This is a genomic window from Streptomyces sp. MNU76 (assembly GCF_020982545.1).
Taxonomy (GTDB): domain Bacteria; phylum Actinomycetota; class Actinomycetes; order Streptomycetales; family Streptomycetaceae; genus Streptomyces.
This window is the reverse complement of record NZ_JAJKLK010000023.1, coordinates 119,401-140,097: the sequence shown is the minus strand read 5'-3', so window position 1 is coordinate 140,097 and position 20,697 is coordinate 119,401. Positions and strand designations below refer to the sequence as shown.

Below are 20,697 nucleotides of genomic sequence, written 5' to 3'. Positions count from 1 at the left end.
CTTTCGCGCTCCGCGCGGGGTGGGTGGGGACGTGCGGGTTCGGTGGGGGCTGGTCGCGCAGTTCCCCACGCCCCTTTTTGGGCCTGCGGCCCGTCGAGGAGTGCCGGCGCCGGTGGGCATACGTCACGAATCTGTCGTCCTCGGGGTGAAGGGCTCGGGGCATGGGTGGTGGGCCACTACGCTTGGGTGCGTGACTATTCGCCTGTACGACACCAGCGCCCGGCAGATCCGTGACTTCGCCCCGCTCACGCCGGGTTGCGTCTCGATCTACCTGTGTGGCGCCACGGTGCAGGCGGCCCCGCACATCGGGCACATCCGGTCGGGGCTCAACTTCGACATCATGCGCCGGTGGTTCGAGTACCGCGGGTACGACGTGACCTTCATCCGGAACGTCACGGACATCGACGACAAGATCATCACGAAGGCGGCCGACCAGGGCCGGCCGTGGTGGTCGATCGGGTACGAGAACGAGCGCGCGTTCAACGACGGGTACGGCGTGCTCGGTTGCCTGCCGCCGACCTACGAGCCCCGTGCCACCGGGCACGTGACCGAGATGGTCGAGATGATGCGCGGGCTGATCGAGCGCGGACACGCGTACGAGGCCGACGGGAACGTCTACTTCGACGTGCGGTCCTTCCCCGGGTATCTGCAGCTGTCCAACCAGGAGCTCGACAATCTGCTCCAGCCCTCGGGCGAGGGCGAGACCGGCAAGCGCGACCCGCGGGACTTCGCCATGTGGAAGTCGGCGAAGCCGGGGGAGCCGACCTGGGAGACGCCCTGGGGGCGGGGGCGGCCGGGGTGGCACCTGGAGTGCTCGGCCATGGCCCACAAGTACCTGGGCAGCGCCTTCGACATCCACGGCGGCGGCCTCGACCTGATCTTCCCGCACCACGAGAACGAGATCGCGCAGGCCAAGGCCTTCGGCGACGACTTCGCCACGTACTGGGTGCACAACGCCTGGGTCACCATGAGCGGCGAGAAGATGTCCAAGTCGCTGGGGAACAGCGTCCTCGTCTCCGAGATGGTCAAGCACTGGCGGCCCATCGTGCTCCGGTACTACCTGGGCACCCCGCACTACCGGTCGATGATCGAGTACAGCGAGGACGCCCTGCGCGAGGCCGAGTCGGCGTTCGCGCGGATCGAGGGGTTCGTACAGCGGGTCGTCGAGAAGGCCGGCGGGATCGTCGAGCCCGCGTCCGAGGTGCCGTCGGCGTTCGCCGAGGCGATGGACGACGACCTCGGGGTGCCGCAGGCGCTCGCCATCGTGCACACCACGGTCCGGCAGGGCAACAGCGCGCTGGCCGCCGACGACAAGGAAGAGGCGGTGGCACGGCTCGCCGAGGTGCGGGCCATGCTCGGTGTGCTGGGCCTCGACCCGCTGGACGCGCACTGGGCCGGTGACGGCGGCGAGCGCGGCGAGGACCTGCACGGAGTCGTCGACAGCCTCGTCGGGCTGGTCCTGCAGCAGCGGGAGGCGGCGCGCGCTCGTAAGGACTGGGCCACCGCCGACGCCATCCGTGACCAGCTCAACCAGTCCGGTCTGGTCATCGAGGACAGCCCGGACGGCCCGCGCTGGACGCTCGGCCCGCGCTGAGCGGACGTCCGGTCACCTTGATCGATTGTGCCGCCCGGGCCTCCGGGCGGCACACTGCATTGAGCACACCATGCTTGGTGAGCACACCGCGTCGAGCACACACGCTCATGCGCATACAGATTCGTACACACGCACGCTTCTCAGGAGACGGGTAGGTCATGGCCGCTAACAACCGCCGCATGTCCGGCAAGAAGGGCGCGCAGGTCGGCAGTGGCGGCCAGCGGCGCAAGGGTCTCGAGGGCAAGGGTCCGACGCCGCCCGCCGAGATGCGCAAGAAGCACAAGGCGAACCGCATCGCCAACGCCAAGGCGAGGCAGGCCGCGCGCCGCCCCGCGCCGCGTGGCCGGGGCGGCAAGGGCACGTCCGAGATGGTCGTGGGCCGCAACCCGGTCGTCGAGGCACTGCGCGAGGGCGTGCCCGCCTCGACGCTCTACGTCCAGCAGTTCATCGACAACGACGAGCGGGTGCGCGAGGCGCTCCAGCTCGCGGCCGAGCGCGGTGGCATCAACCTCATGGAGGCCCCCCGCCCCGAGCTGGACCGCATGACCAACGGGCTCAACCACCAGGGGCTCGTCCTCCAGGTGCCGCCCTACGAGTACGCGCACCCCGAGGACCTGGTGGCCGCCGCGTACGACGAGGGCGAGGACCCGCTGATCGTCGCCCTCGACGGGGTGACCGACCCGCGCAACCTCGGTGCCGTCGTCCGGTCCGTCTCCGCGTTCGGCGGCCACGGTGTCGTCGTGCCCGAGCGGCGCGCGGCCGGGATGACCGCCGGTGCGTGGAAGACGTCCGCCGGTACGGCCGCCCGTACGCCCGTCGCGCGCGCCACCAACCTCACGCGCGCCCTGGAGGCGTACAAGAAGGCCGGTGTCGTCGTGGTCGGGCTCGCCGCCGACGGCGAGGCCGAGGTGGGGGAACTGGAGGCCCTGGAGGGGCCCGTCGTGATCGTCGTCGGCAGCGAGGGCAAGGGCCTGTCCCGCCTCGTCGGCGAGACGTGCGACTTCCGGGTGCGGATCCCCATGCCGGGTGGCGCCGAGTCGCTGAACGCCGGTGTGGCGGCGGGAGTTGTGCTGTACGAGGCGGCGCGGCGCAGGGCCTGAGACAGGGCCGAAACGGCCCTAGCTGGGGGTTCGGGATGTTCTGGATCACCTTGACGGGGTCCGGACAGATCGGGGCGGTCAAAGCAGTGTCCTAACGACACGTCACTCGGTTAGATGAGTGTGGACACCAGAACACCCCGCACACCCACGGGGGACCGTTCGTCGAAATTCGACTCGGGATTCGACGACGCTCCCGCGCTGAGCATGGTGAAGGTGCCGAGCGATCCGGCGCAGGTCATCGTCAACCACGCGAGCTTCCGCGTGCAGTTGGGCGCCTCCACGCGGGCGTCCCCGCGTATCGCACGGCACCTGAGCGTCACCGAGGACACCACGCGCATCCCCGTCGTGGGCACGGCGGGGCGTTCCGGTGCGCCCGCCGCCGGGCGCCGGCGCGCGCCGGTCGTCTGGAGCGGGAAGTCCGCGCCCGACGACACCGGAGCCCACCGGCTCCTCCAGGCGGTGCGCGGCGCGGGCGTCGGTCTCCCCGACCCGCTGGGCGACACGGGCTCGACCCAGGTCATCCCCCGCGTCGACGGCACGGGCGGCGCCGGCTACGACACCGGGGGCCGGCGCTACGGCTCCGAAAGTGGGCGGTACGGCGCCGACTTGACCGTGGAGACGGTGGAGACGCCCATCGTCGGCAGCCAGCGCACGCACGGCGACCACGCCGCCGGCGACGGCACCCGGCTGCTCCCCGCGATGCGCACGGTCGACAGCGCCTACGACGAGGCCCGCTACGGCCAGGCGGGTCACGGACCCGGCCAAGGCGCCTACGGGGACGACGACTTCACGGACCCGTACGACGACCGGGCCGACGGCGAGGAAGGGCGGAGCGGGCGCCGGACCGGCAACGAGCCCGTCCGGCACGCCTATTACCCCGGTCGCCGGATGAACCTCGGCGTGGTGCTGCTGCCGCTGCGGGTCTTCCTCGGTTTCATCTCCATCTACGCCGGCATGGGCAAGCTCTGCGACCCGCACTACTTCGACGGCGGCAAGCGCGGTTCCATGGTGAAGTGGCTGAACACGCTGCACCCGTGGGAAGTCGCCGAGCCGCTGCGGCAGTTCGCCCTCGAACACCCGGTGGGCTCGGGGCTGGTCATCGCCTTCGCCCAGGTCATCGTCGGCGTGCTGACCGTCTTCGGACTGTGGCAGCGGGTCGCGGCCGGAGTCGGGGCGCTGCTGTCGGCCGCGCTGCTCGTCACCGTCAGCTGGAAGACCGTCCCCGTCTACGAGACGCCCGACATCATCTACCTCGCCGCCTGGTCCCCGCTGATCATCGCGGGTGCGCCGGTGTACTCGGTCGACGGACGGCTCGCGGGCGGCGCCTGGCGCACGCTCGGGCCGCGCGCCGACATCTGGGAGCTGCGGCGGTACGTACTGCGCCGGGGCGCGCTCGTGACCGCGATCGTCGTCGGGCTGACGCTGCTCGTCGGGTCCCTGCTCGGCGGGGCCGTGCGGGACGCCGACCGGATCGTCGTTCCCGGGCCCGGGGAGGCGCCGCGCAACGAGCTGCCGGGGTCACCGCTGCCGGGTGAGCCGAGTGCGCGGCGCGAGAACAGCCCGTCCGCGTCCAACTCGCCGAGCGCGGGCGCCACGTCCGCGAAGCCTTCGCAGGAGGCGACCACGCCGGGGGCCACGCGGTCCACCGGGGCGGTCACCGGGGGGCAGCCGAGCCAGACGCAGGGGACGGCCGGGCAGGCGCCGCCGCAGCAGTCGGCGCCGGTGGAGCAGGTGCCGAGTACGACGGCGGGGCCCAGTTCGAGCGGTGCCTCCGGCGATGCGACCGGTGGGGCGACGTCCTCCGGAGGGTCTACCGGGGGGAGCTCTTCCGGTGGGCAGCAGCCTGGGCTGGTCGGGGGGTTGCTCGGGTAGGTCGGCCGGGTCGGTCGGCTGTGGTGATGTGAATGATGTGGTGATGGGCCCCGCGTGGAGTTCTGCGTGGGGCCCGTTGGCGTTGGCGTTGGCGGTTGTGTGTTTCGTGCGGGTCGTCATCGGGGTGCCTAGGAGCCGGGGAGCGGTTTGGGGGCGGGTGAGGGTTGGGTGCGGGTTGGGTGGGGCTGGTCGCGCGGTTCCCCGCCCCTGACGGGCGCTGGGCCTGGGCCCCGGCTTTGAAAGCTGCCCTCACCGACCCGCACCGACCCGCGCCGCCGCTCAGTCTCAGCGCCGCTCAGCCCACTGCTCAGTCTCAGCGCCGCTCACCGCCGTCACCGAGCCTCACCCGCCGCTCAGCGCCCCGCACCGACCCTGAGGGCCCCCTCATCGCCGCACCGACCCTCAGCGGTGCTCAGCGCTCGGCACAGCTGCTCACCGGGCACGAACCCTCAGCGCCCCTCCCCGGCCCTGAGCGGCCGTCTAGCGGGTCTGGGACGCCAGTTCCTTTGCTGCCTCTGTGAGGTCCTTTGCCGTGTCGATGGCTCGCCAGTAGGCGCCCTGGGGGAGGGGGAAGCCCGCGAGGCGGCGCTCTCGGGCGAGACGGGGGAACGTGGTGCGTTCGTGGTCGCCCCGGGCCGGGAGGAGGTCGGTGAACTCCGGGGAGAACACGTAGACGCCGGCGTTGATCTCGTACGTGGTGGGCGGGGCCTCGATGAAGTCCGTGACGCGGCCGAAGCCGTCCGTCTTCACGGCGCCCCAGGGGATGCGCGGGCGCGCCAGGGCGAGCGTGGCGACGGCGTCCCGTTCGGTGTGGAAGTCCGCCATGTCGCGGAGCGAGAAGCGGGTCCAGATGTCGCCGTTCGTGGCGTACCAGGGCTGGTCGGGGTGCGGGAGGTGCGCGGCGGCGTACTTGAGGCCCCCGCCTCGGCCCAGGGGCTCCGTCTCGACGACCGTGGTGACGCGGACCGGCAGGTCGGCGGAGTCCAGCCACTTCTGCAGGACGTCGGCGAGATGGCCGCAGGAGACGACCACGTCGGTCACGCCCTCCTCGGCGAGCCAGGCGAGCTGATGGCCGATGATCGGCGTGCCCGTACCGGGGATCTCGACCATGGGCTTGGGCCGGTCGTCGGTGTACGGACGCAGCCGGGAGCCCTGGCCACCGGCGAGGACCACGGCTTGAACGGGGCGCGACGCGGCGTTCGGATCGGTCATGACCCGAACTGTACGTGGCACCCCGTTCGCGGGAGCACGGCCCTGGGATCGGCGCGGAGGGGGGCACCGGGTGGGGTGCCCCGGTGGATCGCCGGGGTGGTCAGGCGAACTGGGCGGCCACTCCGGTCGCGTACGAGGTGTCGCAGACGGGACGGGCGAAGCCCTGGGCCCGGGTGGGGCCGTAGGCGCGGACGGCGGCGCGGCCGAGGGCACGGGCGATGGCGGTGCAGTGCTTCGCGAGCGACGGGCGCTCGTTCACCGCTTCCTGGAGGTGGGTGAGGGCGACTCCCGGGTCCTCGTCCTGGAGCTCCATCAGGAGTTTGTCCTGGAGCACCTCGTGCGGGGCGCGGGGCTTGGCGCGCTCGGTGGAGTCCAGCTCGGCCACGTCCGAGGCGGCGAGGACCGATTGGTCGGGGTCCGTGGTGGTCCATTGGACCTTGGTGACCGCGAGGGTGCCGGAGAGGACCAGGACGACGGGCAGGACCAGGGCCAGCGAACGGCCGATCCGGCGGGCGGGGCCGGGGCCGCGCCGCGTCCGTTGGGTGTAGGTGTGGGTGTGCTTCACGCGAGTGAGGGTAGCGCGGGGTAGTGATATGGCGACATTAGGTCACCGATACGGGGGATGTCGCAGCGCCGGTTCCAGGGTGGCGTGTTGACGCACGGCGGTCGAAAAGGGCTGATTTGCCGGGGTAGTTGTCGACGTGAAAAAGGGCCCCGCGGAAATCCGCGGGGCCCTCTTCGTCAACCTGGGTGATTTATCCCGGGTCGGTGGTTTCGCGAACGGCCGCGCCCACCCTGTCGGGAGGTCAGTCGGTGAGGCGCTCGCCTGTCGAGGTCGAGAACACGTGGGTCTCGCCCGGACGCGGGACGACGTGCAGCGTCGCGCCCTTCTCGGGGACCTGACGGCCGTTGACGCGGACCACGAGGTCCTTGGTCTCGCCGCCGACCTCGGCGGTGCCGTAGACGTAACCGTCGGCGCCGAGCTCCTCGACGACGTTGACGGAGACGGCGAGGCCGGCCGGGGCGTCCTCGGCGTCCTTCGACAGGGCGGAGGCGGCGGCGCCGTTGTGCTCCACGATGTCGAAGTGCTCCGGGCGGACACCGACGGTGACCGTGGTGTCACCCTTGTCGGAGGCGGCCTTCAGGGCGTCACGGTTGACCGGGACGACGCTGTTGCCGAACTTCACGCCACCGTCGGTGATCGGGACCTCGACCAGGTTCATGGCCGGGGAGCCGATGAAGCCGGCGACGAAGAGGTTGGCCGGGCGGTCGTACATGTTGCGCGGCGAGTCGACCTGCTGGAGGAGGCCGTCCTTGAGGACCGCCACGCGGTCGCCCATCGTCATGGCCTCGACCTGGTCGTGGGTGACGTACACCGTGGTGATGCCCAGACGGCGCTGGAGCGAGGCGATCTGCGTACGGGTCGAGACGCGGAGCTTGGCGTCGAGGTTCGACAGCGGCTCGTCCATGAGGAAGACCTGGGGCTCACGCACGATGGCGCGGCCCATCGCGACACGCTGGCGCTGACCGCCGGAGAGGGCCTTCGGCTTGCGGTCCAGGTACTCGGTGAGGTCGAGGATCTTCGCGGCCTCTTCGACCTTCTGCCGGATCTCGGCCTTGTTGACGCCGGCGATCTTCAGGGCGAAGCCCATGTTGTCGGCGACGGTCATGTGCGGGTAGAGCGCGTAGTTCTGGAACACCATGGCGATGTCCCGGTCCTTCGGCGGCAGGTGCGTGACGTCGCGGTCACCGATGCGGATGGCGCCGCCGTTGACGTCCTCGAGCCCCGCGAGCATGCGGAGCGAGGTGGACTTGCCGCAACCGGACGGGCCGACCAGAACGAGGAACTCGCCGTCCTCGATCTCGATGTCGAGACCGTCCACGGCGGGCTTCGTGGAACCCGGGTAGATCCGGGTCGCCTTGTCGAACGTAACTGTGGCCATGGGTCGTAGGCCCCCTTCACCGGCAGGAACGTGCCGGACGATCCGTTGTAAAGGTGGTGATCCACCACGGCCGTGCCGCGGTGGTGTAGTCCACGGGAGTGGATTGGGTCAGGACGGTACCTGCCGTTCACCGGGTCTGTCAGTACCCGGGCCCCTGTGAACTTCGCGGAAATTTTCGACGATCACACCCTGCGACCTGGGTACACTGCACGGGCGTCCCCGCGAGGGACCACGCCTCCTTAGCTCAGCTGGCCAGAGCAACGCACTTGTAATGCGTAGGTCGTCGGTTCGAATCCGACAGGGGGCTCTGCCGCATAAAGGCTGGTCAACGGCCCAATGGGTCGACCCCCTAGCAAGATCATCACTAGGGGGTCGTACACATTAGTACTAGTACACGTCACTTTGATCGCTAAGCGTCGGTGAGCGACGCATCCGCCAAGGCAGGTGCGACCTGCCGCCCGGCATCGAGTGTGTCCGCCACCTCGTCAAGCCGGTCGGGCCACAAGTGCGAGTACGTGTTCGGCGTCATCGCCGCATCCTTGTGCCCGAGCATCGTCTGTACGACCTTCACGTCGGCGCCGGCCGCGATGCTCAGGGAGGCCGCGGTGTACCGCAGCTTGTGCGGCGTGACGCCCATACCCTCCAGGCCCGCCTCCTTCACGGCCGGGTCGAACACCCTCGCCCGGAAGTTGGCGTACCGCAGCGGTCCGCCCTCGGGGGCGGTGAACAGAAGGCCGTCAGCCGACTTCCCGTGGCCGAGGGTGCCCAACTCGTCGGCGAACGACCGAGGGAGCGGCACGGACCGCTTCTCGTGGTTCTTCACCGGCCCCAGGGCCAGCACGCCCTTGACGTCGGTGTAGTTCTGCACGATCCGTATCCGACGCTTGGGCACCGACAGACGGCCGGCCTTCACTGCGGACGCCTCCGCCCACCGGATGCCGCAGTACTCGAGGGTGAGGATCAACAGCCGGTACTCACCCGCGGCAAGGGCCGGCCGCTCCAGTTGGTCATAGGTGAGGTAGGCGTGCTCGTCTGGGCATATGAAAGGCCCCGTCCTCGACGATCTCGACGTGGTCGCTGGGTTGAACGTGATGATCTGCCGGCCGATGGCGTCGTTCAGGGCGTCAGGTCCGCGGTGTGTCGTTGCCCGGCTGATCCGCGGGACGACCGGGGGTGTCACCTGGTGCGGCCCGGATGATGCGCGGGGCCGCGGCCTCGTCCGACGCCGCCTCCGGTGTGGTGGGCGGCGTCTGGTCGGACTTCATCGCCTTGGCCTCGCTCTTGAGAATGCGGGCCGACTTGCCCATGGAGCGGGCGAGTTCGGGGAGCTTCTTGGCACCGAAGATCAATATGACGATGATGAGGATGATGGCGATTTCGCTGAGGCCGAACATGGGTGTTCGTCTTCTCCTCGGTGGCGGGCGGCAGGTTGGCTAGAGGTGGCTGGCGATGGTGGGCAGCAGGTCCTGGAAGGTGCGGCCGTTGGCCGGTTCCCCGATGGCGGACATGTTCCATCCGCCGCTGGAGCGGTGGACCTTGGCCATGATCTGGGCGGTGTAGGAGCCCCCGCCGGAGAGGGTGTAGCGGGCCAGTTCCTGGCCGGTGTTCTCGTCGATGAGGCGGCAGAAGGCGTTCTGCACCTCGGCGAAGGTCTGGCCGGTGAAGGAGTTGACGGTGAAGACGATCTGGTCGACGTGGGCGGGAAGGCGCAGCAGGTCGACGAGGATCGATTCGTCGTCGCCGCCCTGGCCGGCGCCACCGACGAGGTTGTCGCCGGTGTGGCGGACCGAGCCGTCGTCGCTGACCAGGTGCTGGAAGAAGACGACGTCGACCGGCTCGTTGCCGGCGAAGAGCACCGCGGAGGCGTCGAGGTCGATCTCGCGTGCGGTCAGCCTGGCGAGGAAGCCTTTACGGGGGGCAGCCTGCCAGCCCAGTCCCATCCGTACGACGCTGAGTGGTTGACCGCCGCTCTTCTCCAGGCTGATCTGCTGGCCCTTGGTCAGCGTGATTCCCACCGGTTTCCTCCTGGTGATCGGGGTCCGAAGTGCGCAGCCCCAGCGGTGCGTTGGGGTGGCCCACATGAATCTACAGCACTGTAGAAATGGTGGGCAGGGGCGCGCCCGGCCCTGGCGGATACGGCCATTCGCGCGGCGGAACCGTTTCGGCCTGCGTGCCCACCCACGGGGGCGGTGTCAGTCCCGGAAGGGAGGGTGGGGCCGGTGAAGTCCGGGCTGCTGTAGCCGGGGCGAGCGCGCTGTGCGGGAGGCGAAGCGGGCGGGGCTGCGGCGCGGCGGCGGGCGGCTGGTGCAGCTGGTGGCGCAGGAACGGGAGCAGCCCGCGCTCCAGCAGGGCACGCCGCCACGCCGCGTGGGCCTGGGTGAGGGCGGCGGCGTCCGGCTGCGGGTGGCGGGACGTGGCGCGGTGCCGGGCCGCGGTGATCACGAGTGCCGTGCCCGCTGCTGCGGCGGCGAGCACCGCTATGGCCCCGGTGATCCAGCCGGTCCGGATCAGTGCGATGGCGAGGGGCTGCTGAGCGCCGGCCAGCTGGATGCCGTACCCGAGGAGAAGGAATATGGCCGCCGCCGCTGCGGACAGGAGTGGAGTGAGTACGGCCAGCGCCGCCAGCAGTCCGTCCCCGACGGTCGCGTGCGCGGGCTGCTGGGGCCGGCCGCCGCGGGCCGGGGCGGGTGTGGTCCGCAGCCGCAGCAGGGCGGCGTACTCGGTGGAGGCTTCGGCAGCGATGGTGTCGGCCGCGGCCAGTGCCCTGGCGTGCAGCTGCTCGGCGGTGACCTGTGCGCACGGCTGCTGCAGGGCCTCACGGATGTCAGGGGCGCCCAGTGCCTCGTGCAGCGTGTGTTCGAAGTCGGCTCTGTCGACGGCTTCGAGGCGGCCGGGCTCGTTCATGAAGGTCCCCGATGTGCGGGCCGGCGCCGATCCGTGGCGGGCATCCGGCGGCGGATGTGCTCGTCGCGGGCGGGACGGACGTACCGGTCCGGGGTCCGCCCGCGGACGCGTGGCGGTGAGTCAGACGTTGACGCCGAAGTCGGCGGCGATGCCCGCCAGGCCGGAGGCGTAGCCCTGACCGACGGCGCGGAACTTCCACTCCGCGCCGCTGCGGTAGAGCTCGCCGAAGACCATCGCGGTCTCGGTCGCGGCGTCCTCGGACAGGTCGTAGCGGGCCAGCTCGGAGCCGCCCGCCTGGTTGACGACGCGGATGAAGGCCCCCCGGACCTGTCCGAAGCTGTGGCCGCGGTTCTCGGCGTCGTGGATGGAGACGGGGAAGATGATCCGGGCGACGTCGGCGGGGACGGTGGTCAGGTTGACCTTGATGACCTCGTCGTCCCCCTCGCCTTCGCCGGTGAGGTTGTCACCGGTGTGTTCCACCGAGCCGTCGGGGCTCTTCAGGTTGTTGAAGAAGACGAAGTGCCGGTCGGAAAGCACCTTGCCGGACTCGTTGACCAGCAGGGCGCTGGCGTCGAGGTCGTAGTCGGTGCCCGTGGTCGTGCGGACGTCCCACCCGAGGCCGACCAGGACGGCTGTCAGGCCCGGCGCCTCCTTGCTCAGCGAGACATTGCCGCCCTTGGAGAGGCTCACACCCATGTCGTATCCCTTCCGTGTCCCATGGCCGGGCGTGTGAGCCCGGCGTTGAGTGACCGAACCTGAAATCTACAACACTGTAGAACTTGATGGAGTGTTTGTAAGGAGTGTTGTTGAGAAGGAGTGTTGTTGAGTCTGTCCGTGCCGCTGCCCGATCAGGGGTCGGCAACTGCTGGCCTAGGAGCGCGCATAAGGCCGCTTTGACTCGATCGTGTGATGGTCGGCTTCCTGGCTTGCGGCGCCCTGGGCGGTCCGGGTTGACGTGATCGCGCGATCATGGGACGCCGGATATGGCGCCAGCGTGCGGGGCTCTTGCTCCACCGGAGAGATGGTTCGGGGCCTCCCCGTCGCCGCTGGCCGTATCCACTTGGCCAGGTCGCACACCGGCCTCCCGGGATCGGACCACGCACAGGATGCGTGTCGCTGCCTCGGGGTTGAGTACGCCAGGGACCAGTGCGCTCAAGACCGTTCGGGGCGTGCGGCTGAGTCAGGTTCACTCCTGCTCAGTTTTCAGGAACGGTGTGGTGGTTCCGGGCTGGTCAGCCGCGCAGGCCGGGGCGGCCGGAGCCGATGGTGAGGGGCGCCTCCCGGGCGTGGCGGCCGGGTCCTGATCGGTGGTGACGGAGACGGAGGTCGTGAGGCGGGCGCTCAGCGAATGTGCCCGCTGTCCGAGGCCGGGCGGGCAGGTGGCGGTGGTCTGTCCCGGGCGTGCTGCCGGTGCCGATGACGTTCATGGCGGCCGGTCACGCGCAGCGGTTCGCCTGCCTGAGCGGCCCTGCCGGGTGTGCCGTAGCCGTTGGGGGCCCGGTGTCCTTGGGGTCGGGCATCGGGCCCGCGGGGTGCGCGGGTGCGCGGGGTGCGCGGGGTGCGCGCCAGGCTGTCTGTCCACGTACCTCTTCCTCTCGTCCGCCGGTCCGGCGGCCGGTGTGCCGGCCGCCCTGGTCGGGGCGCCGGGGCCGGTGACGGCCGGCTGGGTACGCGAACAGGTCGACCCCGCCCTCGCCTGCACCACGGTCGTGACCACGCTGACGCGGTCGCACGGCAGGCAGGTCGTGGTTCGTCGCCGCGAGGGGCGCTCCTCCGTGTGGGGTGCCGTCGTCGACGCGGCGGGGCCGGCTGCCCGGTGCATGCACCAGGTCCTCGACGAGGAGAGTGACCGGGGCGCCCTGCTCAGCCGGTTCGTCGCCGAACCGTCCCCGGACGAGGAACGGTCGCTGCGGCTGAGACTGGGCCCACCACAAGCACGGGCACCGGCAGTTGACGGCCCGCCCTGCCGGGGCGGGCCCCGTACCCGGCTCGTGGAAGTGGACATCTGGGAAACGGCGTCGGGCGGGCGGGCGGCGGGCTCAGTACGATGAACCGCTCCCGCGGCGGCAGGCGGGTGCGGGAGACGGGGAGGTTGACGGTATGACGGACCAGAACAGGGGCGGTACCGAGCAGTCCCCGCGTCGGCGCGGCCAGGGGGAGCTGGAGGGGCAGGTGCTCGCCGTGCTGGGTCAGGCTCCCGGGGCGGTTCCCGTGGCCTGGGTCCAGGAGCGCCTTGGCGGCACCCTCGCCTACACCACGGTGATCACCATCCTGACCCGGCTGCACGCCAAGGGCGCGGTCGCCCGTCGGCGGGCGGGCCGTTCGTTCGAGTGGACCGCCGTCGCCGACGCCGCCGGGCTGGCCGCGTTGCGGATGCGGAGGGTCCTGGACGCCGAGAGCGACCGGGAGGCGGTCCTGGCCCGCTTCCTGACCAGCCTGACGCCGGGGGACGAACAGGTGCTGCGCGAACTCCTGGCCCAGGGTTCCGAACGGGAGGATGACTAACTGCCATGGGGGTCTTCGTCTTCCTGCCGCTGGTGCTGCCGTTAACGGCCTGGCCCATCGCCCGCCTTGCCGAACAGCATCTGCACCCCAGGGCGGCGACCTGGCTGCTGTCGGCCGTCGCCGGAGTGCTCGCGGTGTGCAGCACCCTGTGCCTGGCCCTGCTGATGGTGGTCGGCACCGCGCAGCTGCCCGGCAACCCGCTGCCCGACGGCTGGTCCGACCCAGAGGTCCGCGAGGCGCTGCCCTACGACGAGATCGCGGGCAAGGCCGCCATCCCCGCCCTGATCGCGGTGCTCGCCGCCTGTACGCGGACGGCGTGGCGCCACCACCGTGTGCGCCGCCGAGCCGAACGCTCCCTCGCGGGCCTGCCGGGCACGCCGGTGGCGGTGCTGCCCGACGAACTGCCTTACGCCTACGCGCTCCCCGGCAGGCGGAACCGCATCGTGGTCACCACCGGAATGCTGGCCGGGCTCAGTTCGGCCGAGCGCCGCGCCCTGTTCGCCCACGAGCGCGCACATCTCGCCCGCCGCCACCACCGCTTCCTGCTCACCGTGCAGCTCGCCGCACGGGCCAACCCGTTCCTGCGGCCGCTGCGGACCGCCGTCACGTACTCCGCGGAACGGTGGGCGGACGAGGAGGCGGCCACCGCCGTGGGCAGCCGGCGCACCGTGGCACTGGCGATCGGCAAGTCCGCGCTGATCTCCCGGGGTGCGCCCATCGCCACGCTCGCGCACTTCGCGGCCCCCGGTCCGGTGCCGCGTCGGGTCGCCGCCCTGCTCGGACCGGCTCCCGCCGCACGGATCTGGCCGCCTGTCTTCACCACGGTGGGCCTGGCCGCCTGGACAGCCGCCGCGGGCACCACCGTATCGGCGCTGTCCTCGGCGAACGCGGCCGTCACCCTGTTCCTCATCCTGCACGCCGCCACCCCGATGTAGCCGGAGGCGGCCGTGCATGGCGAGAAGGGGTGCCGCCGCCCGTCCGGCGGCAGCGCCCCGTCCGGCTGCGAGGTCAGTGGCGGGCTTTGAAGCGTTCGAGAGCGGCCACGCCCACGGCGGCGAGTCCGATCTGGATGAGCCATTCGATCCAGTCGACGCCCTTGGTGTCCGCGACTCCCAGGCCCGCGGCGATGCCGGTGCCGACGAAGGCCGCGGCGATACCGACGCCGATCGTCCACAGCACGCCGATGCGCTGACGGCCCGGCAGAGCCAGTCGGCCCAGCGTGCCCACGATGACGCCGATCACGAGGGCACTGATGATCCCGGAGATCTCCATACTCGTCCCCTTCCCTGCCCCGTCTGGGGCTTAGAGGTCGAACTCGTGCGGCGGCAGATCAAGGGTGAAGCACGCCTCACGGACGATCGCCTGCTCGGTCTTGTCGAAGTCGCCGTCGGCGCCGCCGATGACGATGCCGATCTGGATCACGGCGCGGGCCTCGGCGGGCTTCTTCTTCGCCTTGGCGATCTCCTGGAGCACGCTGACCTTGCCGAAGTCGAAGTCGGCCGTCAGCTTGTTCAGATTGTCCTCGAAGCGACGCTGGAGGTCCATGGCGTCGAAGTTCTGCAGCACTTCGTTGGTGGCGATCAGCTGTGCCACCCGGCGGCGCTCGGCCGGGTCGATCGTGCCGTCCGCGGCGGCGACCAGCGCGCACATCGCCATGGAAGCGTCACGGAAGGCGCCGCTCTTGAGGTCGTTCTTCTTCGCGTTCAGTTGGGTCTGCATCGTCGATGCGGACTCCTTGATGCGGTCCCACAGGGCCATGCCAACTCCACACGTCTCAGGGCAGACCGGGCCGAGACGGGGTACGGCCCGGACAACCGCTTCTTCTACATTGATGTAGAAGCTATCAGGATGGCAAGGGCGCGAGGGCTCCTCAGCCCTCGTCGTCCCCTTCGTCCTCGTCGTCGCCCTCGAAGAAGTCACCGACCTCGTCCACGACTTCGGCCGCGACCATGCCGCCGACCACACCGACGGCGAGGCCCGCCGCGCCGGCCGCTACCACGGTTCCCATGCCGGGCCCCGAGCGGTGTCCGTGGCCCTCGCCATGACCGTGTTCGTCCTTGTGGGGGTGGCTGCCGTGGGCGGCGTAGGGGGCGCCGTGGCCGTAGTGGCCGCCGTGGTGCGACTCGCCGTGCCCGTACGAGCCGTGAGAACCGTAGGAGGCGCGGTGCTCGACCATCTGGCGGACCCAGCCGTCGACTTCGGCGCTCCAGTCGATCTGCTCGACGCCCTGGTGGCTGACGGTGAAACGGGACACCGTGTCGTGGCTGCCGGAGAAGAGTCCGCCGCGCTTGTCGGCCTCCAGGACCACCTCCACGCCGGCCGGACCGGCCAGGAAGGTCACCTCGATCTCGTTCATCTGGTGCGCGTACTGCGGCGCCGGGGTGAGCTCGATCTCCTGGTAGAAGGGCAGTTGTTGGCCGGTGCCGCCGATGCGCCCCAGCTCCAGGTCCGCGGACTTGAAGCCGAAACCGAGCTGCCCGAGCGCCTCCAGGATCGCCTCCTGGGCGGGGAGCGGGCGCACCGCGAGCTGGTCGAGGTCGCCCTTGTCCTTCGCGCCCGCCACCGCCAGCTCGGTGCGCACCCCGAGCACGATGCCCAGACCCTGCCCGTACAGCTCGGTGATGGGGGTCTCCCACGGCAGCATCACACTGAAGGGCACGCTGTGCAGTTCGCCGGCGGCGAGGCGGAAGCTGCCGCCGACGGTGAACCGCTCGAAGACGACCGCGCCCTCGGACTCCCCGCCGTCGTGCTCGGCCTCGACGCGGGCCACCAGCTCCAGGGTGATGTGCTCGATCGTGAAGTCCGCGTCACCGCCCCTGAGGTGGACCTGCCCGCTCAGGGTCCCGCCGGGAAGCACCGCGCCCGGATCCAGGACCGTGTCCACCGTGGGCCCGCCCACGCCGAGCGAGCCGAGCAGCCGCTTGAACACCATCGTGGCGTTCACTCCTTCATGTGTACGTACGGTTCTTGGCCCCACCGGGCGGCAGACCCTGAGAGGGGGTCCGCCGCCCGGCGGAGTGGGTTACTTGGCGGAGGTGTCGAGTGCGGCCAGGGCCTGCGCCCAGCGCGCGTACTTCAGCTCGGCCAGATCGGCGACCGTCTTGATGCCGAACGCCTCCTGCAGGAGGTCGCCCTGCCGGTCCGAGACCCCCTTCAGGGCGGAGACCGGCGCGGCGAGTATCTCCGGCAGGCTCTTGTCCGCCCACGCCTTGTCCAGCACCTTGTCCAGGTCGATCGAAGCCACGACAGCCCTCCCAGGGGAAACATCAATGGATGTGCCGGACGACGTGCCGCCGGGGTGGCCATGACCTGCGGATGACGTGTTGCTCAAACCGGTGCGCGCCCCTCCAGTCCCTGCCCGTCGCCCGCAGGGCGGCCCGGGAACATCCGACCCGCCCCTCGCGTTATCTACACGCATGTAGAAGCATAGGGGTGAGGTGGCCCGCACGGACGACATCCCGGCGGAACGTCCGAAAACCACCCGTGCGGGCGGCGGAAGCCGTCCCCGCAGGGCGACTTTGCCGCCCCTTTACCATGGGGGTCCGGGCGTAGCCGCCTCACCGAACCGCACCAGGATCCGCCCGATCCGATGAGTCAAGAAGGAGCAGCAGACCCGCCATGGGTGAACCTCCCAGTCCCAGCCGTGCCATTGCCCGCCCGCCGCACATCTGTGAGGGGTCGGGGGTGGCACGGTGACCGAAGTCCTGCTCCTGCTCCTGGCCCTGGCGCTCACCTTGGCGTGTGCGGTGTTCGTCGCGGCCGAGTTCTCCCTGACCACGATCGAGCGCGGTGAGCTGGAGCGCGCCGCCGCGGCCGGTGAGCGCGGTGCCGAGGGAGCCCTGAAGGCCGTACGCACGCTGACCTTCCAGCTTTCCGGCGCCCAGTTGGGCATCACGGTGACCTCGCTGGTGATCGGCATGCTCGCCGAGCCGTCGCTGGCCGCGCTGCTGCGCGGCCCGCTTCAGGCGGCCGGCCTGCCGGCCGGCGCGGTCTCCACGGTCTCGACGCTGCTGGGCGTCACGATCGCCACGGTCGTGCTGATGGTGGTCGGTGAGCTGGTCCCGAAGAACTGGGCGATCTCCAGCCCGTTGACCGTCGCCAAGGCGGTGGCCGGCCCGCAGCGCGGCTTCACCGCCGCGTTCGCCCCGCTGATCCGCCATCTGAACAACACCGCGAACCGTCTGGTGCGCCGCTTCGGGCTGGAACCGCAGGAGGAGCTCGCCTCCGCCCGCACCCCGGAGGAACTGGTCGCACTCGCCCGGCACTCCGCCCGTGAGGGAGCGATCGAGGCGGACTCGGCCGAGCTGTTCGTGCGCACCCTGCACCTGTCCGAGCTGACCGCCGAGAACGTCATGACCCCGCGCGTGGACGTGAAGGCCCTGGAAGCCCACGCCACCGCGGCGGACGCGGCGAACCTCACCCTGGCCACCGGCCTGTCCCGCTTCCCCGTCTACCGCGACAGCCTCGACGAGGTCATCGGGACCGTCCACATCCGCGATGTCCTCGCCCTGGAGGAGGGCAAGCGGGCCGTCACCGCGGTCACCGAGCTGGCCACCGAGCCGCTGCGGGTGCCCCACTCGCTGCCGGTCGACAAGCTGCTGGGACGGCTGCGCGCCTCCCGCACCATGGCCGTGATCATCGACGAGTACGGCGGCACCGCGGGCGTCGCCACGGTCGAGGACATCGTCGAGGAGGTCGTCGGCGAGGTCCGCGACGAACACGACCCGCACCAGCAGCCCGACCTGATGCCCGTCGCCGCGTCCCCGGACGGCCGTCCGGTGTGGGAGGCCGACGGCAGCGTCCGCCTGGACGAACTGGAGGAGATCGGCTTCGCCGCACCCGACGGCCCGTACGAGACGCTGGCCGGACTGGTCGCCACCCGCCTGGAGCGCATCCCGGCCCTGACCGACCGCATAGACGTGGACGGCTGGCAGCTGGCCGTCCTGGACATCGAGCACCACCGGGCCGACCGGGTCCGCATCACCGCCCCGGCCGCCGCCCGGACGAGCACGGAGGACGCCCGATGACCACGATCCAGCTGCTGATCGGCGCACTCACCCTGGTCACCAACGCGTTCTTCGTCGGCGCCGAGTTCGCGCTCATCTCGGTGCGACGCAGCCAGATCGAACCGGCCGCGCTGCAAGGCAACCGGCGGGCGAAGAGCACCCTGTGGGGCATCGAGCACCTGTCCGCGCTGATGGCCACCGCCCAGCTCGGCATCACCGTCTCCTCCCTGGTGCTGGGCGCGGTCGCCGAACCCGCCATCGCCCATCTGCTGGAACCGCCCTTCCACGCCGTCGGCGTGCCCGAGGCGCTGATCCACCCGATCGCCTTCGTCATCGCGCTCACCGCGGCGACCTATCTGCACATGCTGATCGGCGAGATGGTGCCGAAGAACATCGCCCTCGCCGCACCCGCGCCGACCGCACTGCTGCTCGGCCCGCCGCTGGTGGCCCTCACCCGGGCGCTGAAGCCGGTCATCTTCGGCATCAACACCTTCGCCAACACGCTGCTGCGGCTGCTGAAGGTCGAGCCGAAGGACGAGGTCGCCTCCGTCTTCACCGACGACGAACTCGCCCGTCTGGTCAAGGACTCCAGCGAAGCGGGGCTGCTGGACCCCGCCGACGTCGAACGCCTCAAGGACGCCCTGGAGCTGGGCACCCGCCCGGTCGGCGAGGTGCTGGTGCCGCTGAACAAGACGGTCACCGTGGGCCACGAGACCACCCCGCAGCAGTTGGAACGCGCCGCCGCGGCCTCCGGGTTCTCGCGCCTGCCGGTCACCGGCCCCGCCGACGAGGTGCTGGGCTACCTCCACATCAAGGACGCCCTGGGCGTCGCCGAGCGCACCCGGCCCTTCCCGCGCAGCGCCCTGCACCCGGTCATCCAGGTCGAGATCGACACTCCGCTGGACGACACCATGACCGCCATGCGCGCGGCCGGCACCCACCTGGCCGCTGTCACCGGCGAGAAGGGCACCGTCATCGGCTTCGTCACCATGGAGGACGTTCTGGAGGAGCTGGTGGGCCCCAGCCCGTCCGCAGCGGCCTGAGCCGCCCCCGCGGCCGGAATGGTCAGCCTGCTGGCCAGACCACTGTGGCAAGGACAGACCTGACCGGCCGGGCGCGGCTGAACGGGGCCGCGCCCCGGACTCCTTCGCCGGCAGGGTGTCGAAGCCGCCTCGGCTCGGGTGTCGCTGCAGCTTCCGAGCGCTCTCCCGCCCGGGCGATCCGGCGCTTCGGCTCTCAGGCGGGACGCGTCGGACGTCTCACGGCGCCCCGGTCTGGTCGGTGGCGTGCCGGCGCAGCCGGACAGTGCTGATGGCGTGGTGGGCGATGGCGGTGACTTCGATGTCCCAGTCGGCGGCCCGGACATGGTCGCCGGGGTACTGGGGCAGGTGTCCGAGCCGGGCCAGGACGAGACCGGCGACGGTGGTGTAGGGGCCATGGGCGAGGTCGCCGACATCCACGCCGATGTCGGGCAGATCGTGGACGGGGAAGCCGCCGGGCACGAGCAGGGATCCGTCGGGCTGGGCGCGGGCGGTCATCTCGTCGCGGTCGGTCTCGTCGTAGATCTCTCCGACGATCTCTTCCAGGAGGTCTTCGAGGGTGACGATGCCCTCGACGGAGCCGTGTTCGTCGACGACGAGCGCGAACTGCTGGTGCGTGCTCATGAAGCGCCTCAGCGCTTCGGAGAGTTTCATGAAGTCGGGGAAATGAGTGGCGGGGCGGGCCAGTTCGGCGACCGGTGCGGCCTGGTCGCCCGTGGTCAGGTCGCGCAGGTGCACCACGCCGAGGACCTCGTCGAAGCGTCCGGCGGGTACGACCGGCGCCCGCGAGTGCCCCGAACCGGCCAGCGCGATACGGGCCTGGCCGGCCGACATGTCGGCCGGGACGGTGAACACGGCACGGCGTGGTACGAGGACGGCGCGCAGGGGGCGCTCGTGGATCTCCAGGGCGCTGGAGATGATGGTGCGCTGCTCGGCGGTCAGTCCACGGTGACCGGTCACCAGGTCCCGCAGTTCCTCGGGGGTCGGAGGCTGCTTGCCTGCTCCGGGATCGCCCCCGAGCAGGCGGACAGTCAGGTCGGTGGCCCGGCCCAGGGCCCAGACGGCAGGCCGGGAGACGACGGCCAGAAGGTCCAGAGGCTTGGCTGCCCGCAGTGCCCATGGTTCGGCGAACTGCATGGCCAGCCGTTTGGGCGCCAGCTCACCCACGACCAGGGTGACGAAAGTCAGCGCCAAGGTCACCAGGGCGACAGCCACCGGTTCGGCGGCCCGTCCGGCGAAGCCGAGCACAGGGACCAGGAGCTCGGCCAGCGACACGGCCGCCGTGGCCGAGGCGAGGAATCCGGCCAGGGTGATGCCGATCTGGATGGTGGCCAGGAACCGGTTCGGATCCTGAGCCAGCCGGGCCAACCGGACCGCGCGCGCCCCGCCGCGACGGCGCAGGCGCCGCAGCTGGCTCTCCCGCAGCGAGATCAGCGCGATCTCGCTGCCGGCGAGCAGCGCGTTGATCATGATTAGTGCCGCGATGAGTACAAGGTCGAACACGTGGCTGTCCATGACGTC

At 70.8% G+C, this 20,697-nt stretch carries 21 protein-coding genes and 1 tRNA gene; 9 read left to right on the top strand and 13 right to left on the bottom strand.

Features of this window, described 5'->3' with window-relative positions; all coding sequences use genetic code 11:
• Positions 1-190: 190 nt before the first annotated feature.
• The 3 genes from cysS (at position 191) to E4N62_RS38025 (ending at position 4,566) form a co-directional block, all read left to right on the top strand.
• Complete coding sequence (cysS, locus tag E4N62_RS38035) at positions 191-1,594, top strand: cysteine--tRNA ligase (protein WP_230221961.1); 1,404 nt, start codon at positions 191-193, stop codon at positions 1,592-1,594.
• A 158-nt stretch (positions 1,595-1,752) separates the two neighbouring features.
• A complete protein-coding gene (gene rlmB / locus E4N62_RS38030; protein ID WP_230221959.1) occupies positions 1,753-2,694 on the top strand; it encodes a 23S rRNA (guanosine(2251)-2'-O)-methyltransferase RlmB in 942 nt (313 codons plus the stop codon).
• Positions 2,695-2,814: 120 nt separating this feature from the next.
• Positions 2,815-4,566 carry a DoxX family protein gene (locus tag E4N62_RS38025; RefSeq protein WP_230222090.1) on the top strand — a complete coding sequence of 584 codons (1,752 nt, stop codon included), beginning with the start codon at positions 2,815-2,817 and terminating at the stop codon, positions 4,564-4,566.
• A gap of 480 nt (positions 4,567-5,046) precedes the next feature.
• Here E4N62_RS38025 and E4N62_RS38020 read toward each other — a convergent pair whose 3' ends face one another.
• The 3 genes from E4N62_RS38020 to msiK form a co-directional block, all read right to left on the bottom strand.
• Positions 5,047-5,778: a nucleotidyltransferase family protein gene (locus E4N62_RS38020; protein ID WP_230221957.1), complete on the bottom strand. Its 732-nt coding sequence runs from the start codon at positions 5,776-5,778 to the stop codon at positions 5,047-5,049.
• A gap of 100 nt (positions 5,779-5,878) precedes the next feature.
• Positions 5,879-6,343, bottom strand: coding sequence for a hypothetical protein (locus tag E4N62_RS38015; protein ID WP_230221955.1), 465 nt, complete (start codon positions 6,341-6,343; stop codon positions 5,879-5,881).
• 241 nt (positions 6,344-6,584) lie between these two features.
• Complete coding sequence (msiK, locus tag E4N62_RS38010) at positions 6,585-7,721, bottom strand: diacetylchitobiose ABC transporter ATP-binding protein MsiK (RefSeq protein WP_230221952.1); 1,137 nt, start codon at positions 7,719-7,721, stop codon at positions 6,585-6,587.
• 233 nt (positions 7,722-7,954) lie between these two features.
• Here msiK and E4N62_RS38005 point away from each other — a divergent pair.
• Positions 7,955-8,028: transfer RNA gene (locus tag E4N62_RS38005), tRNA-Thr, on the top strand.
• 102 nt (positions 8,029-8,130) lie between these two features.
• Here E4N62_RS38005 and E4N62_RS38000 read toward each other — a convergent pair.
• The 5 genes from E4N62_RS38000 to E4N62_RS37980 all read right to left on the bottom strand — a co-directional run bounded on the left by E4N62_RS38000 (position 8,131) and on the right by E4N62_RS37980 (position 11,321).
• Positions 8,131-8,685 carry a tyrosine-type recombinase/integrase gene (locus E4N62_RS38000; RefSeq protein WP_230221950.1) on the bottom strand — a complete coding sequence of 185 codons (555 nt, stop codon included), beginning with the start codon at positions 8,683-8,685 and terminating at the stop codon, positions 8,131-8,133.
• Positions 8,686-8,845: 160 nt separating this feature from the next.
• The gene (gene tatA, locus E4N62_RS37995; protein WP_230221948.1) at positions 8,846-9,115 is read right to left on the bottom strand and encodes a Sec-independent protein translocase subunit TatA; all 270 of its coding nucleotides are present in this window, start codon (positions 9,113-9,115) and stop codon (positions 8,846-8,848) included.
• Between the two features lie 39 nt (positions 9,116-9,154).
• Positions 9,155-9,736, bottom strand: a complete 582-nt coding sequence (locus tag E4N62_RS37990) for a TerD family protein (RefSeq protein ID WP_230221946.1) — start codon at positions 9,734-9,736, stop codon at positions 9,155-9,157.
• A gap of 70 nt (positions 9,737-9,806) precedes the next feature.
• The gene (locus E4N62_RS37985; RefSeq protein WP_230221944.1) at positions 9,807-10,625 is read right to left on the bottom strand and encodes a hypothetical protein; all 819 of its coding nucleotides are present in this window, start codon (positions 10,623-10,625) and stop codon (positions 9,807-9,809) included.
• 120 nt (positions 10,626-10,745) lie between these two features.
• Positions 10,746-11,321: a TerD family protein gene (locus E4N62_RS37980; RefSeq protein ID WP_230221942.1), complete on the bottom strand. Its 576-nt coding sequence runs from the start codon at positions 11,319-11,321 to the stop codon at positions 10,746-10,748.
• Positions 11,322-12,244: 923 nt separating this feature from the next.
• On the opposite strand from E4N62_RS37980, the gene E4N62_RS37975 reads away from it, so the two are divergent.
• From E4N62_RS37975 to E4N62_RS37965, 3 genes are read left to right on the top strand one after another with little or no spacing between them, the layout of a single operon-like run.
• A complete protein-coding gene (locus tag E4N62_RS37975) occupies positions 12,245-12,676 on the top strand; it encodes a BlaI/MecI/CopY family transcriptional regulator (protein ID WP_230221940.1) in 432 nt (143 codons plus the stop codon).
• A gap of 49 nt (positions 12,677-12,725) precedes the next feature.
• Positions 12,726-13,130, top strand: a complete 405-nt coding sequence (locus tag E4N62_RS37970) for a BlaI/MecI/CopY family transcriptional regulator (protein ID WP_230221938.1) — start codon at positions 12,726-12,728, stop codon at positions 13,128-13,130.
• A gap of 5 nt (positions 13,131-13,135) precedes the next feature.
• Entirely contained in the window at positions 13,136-14,065 is a 930-nt protein-coding gene (locus tag E4N62_RS37965; RefSeq protein WP_230221935.1) for a M56 family metallopeptidase, read from the top strand.
• A gap of 73 nt (positions 14,066-14,138) precedes the next feature.
• Here the strand turns inward: E4N62_RS37965 and E4N62_RS37960 are convergent, their stop codons facing one another.
• The 4 genes from E4N62_RS37960 to E4N62_RS37945 all read right to left on the bottom strand — a co-directional run bounded on the left by E4N62_RS37960 (position 14,139) and on the right by E4N62_RS37945 (position 16,374).
• Positions 14,139-14,402 (bottom strand): GlsB/YeaQ/YmgE family stress response membrane protein, encoded by a 264-nt coding sequence (locus E4N62_RS37960; protein WP_230221934.1) that lies wholly within the window; start codon positions 14,400-14,402, stop codon positions 14,139-14,141.
• A gap of 30 nt (positions 14,403-14,432) precedes the next feature.
• A complete protein-coding gene (locus tag E4N62_RS37955) occupies positions 14,433-14,888 on the bottom strand; it encodes a tellurite resistance TerB family protein (protein WP_230221932.1) in 456 nt (151 codons plus the stop codon).
• Positions 14,889-15,000: 112 nt separating this feature from the next.
• The gene (locus E4N62_RS37950) at positions 15,001-16,062 is read right to left on the bottom strand and encodes a sporulation protein (protein WP_230222088.1); all 1,062 of its coding nucleotides are present in this window, start codon (positions 16,060-16,062) and stop codon (positions 15,001-15,003) included.
• A gap of 90 nt (positions 16,063-16,152) precedes the next feature.
• A complete protein-coding gene (locus tag E4N62_RS37945; RefSeq protein WP_230221930.1) occupies positions 16,153-16,374 on the bottom strand; it encodes a hypothetical protein in 222 nt (73 codons plus the stop codon).
• 448 nt (positions 16,375-16,822) lie between these two features.
• On the opposite strand from E4N62_RS37945, the gene E4N62_RS37940 reads away from it, so the two are divergent.
• Entirely contained in the window at positions 16,823-18,157 is a 1,335-nt protein-coding gene (locus E4N62_RS37940; protein ID WP_230221928.1) for a hemolysin family protein, read from the top strand.
• Complete coding sequence (locus E4N62_RS37935) at positions 18,154-19,179, top strand: hemolysin family protein (protein ID WP_230221926.1); 1,026 nt, start codon at positions 18,154-18,156, stop codon at positions 19,177-19,179. Before E4N62_RS37940 ends, E4N62_RS37935 begins: the two co-directional genes overlap by 4 nt.
• Positions 19,180-19,395: 216 nt before the next feature.
• Here E4N62_RS37935 and E4N62_RS37930 read toward each other — a convergent pair whose 3' ends face one another.
• Positions 19,396-20,691 carry a hemolysin family protein gene (locus tag E4N62_RS37930; protein ID WP_230221924.1) on the bottom strand — a complete coding sequence of 432 codons (1,296 nt, stop codon included), beginning with the start codon at positions 20,689-20,691 and terminating at the stop codon, positions 19,396-19,398.
• Between the last annotated feature and the right edge of the window lie 6 nt (positions 20,692-20,697).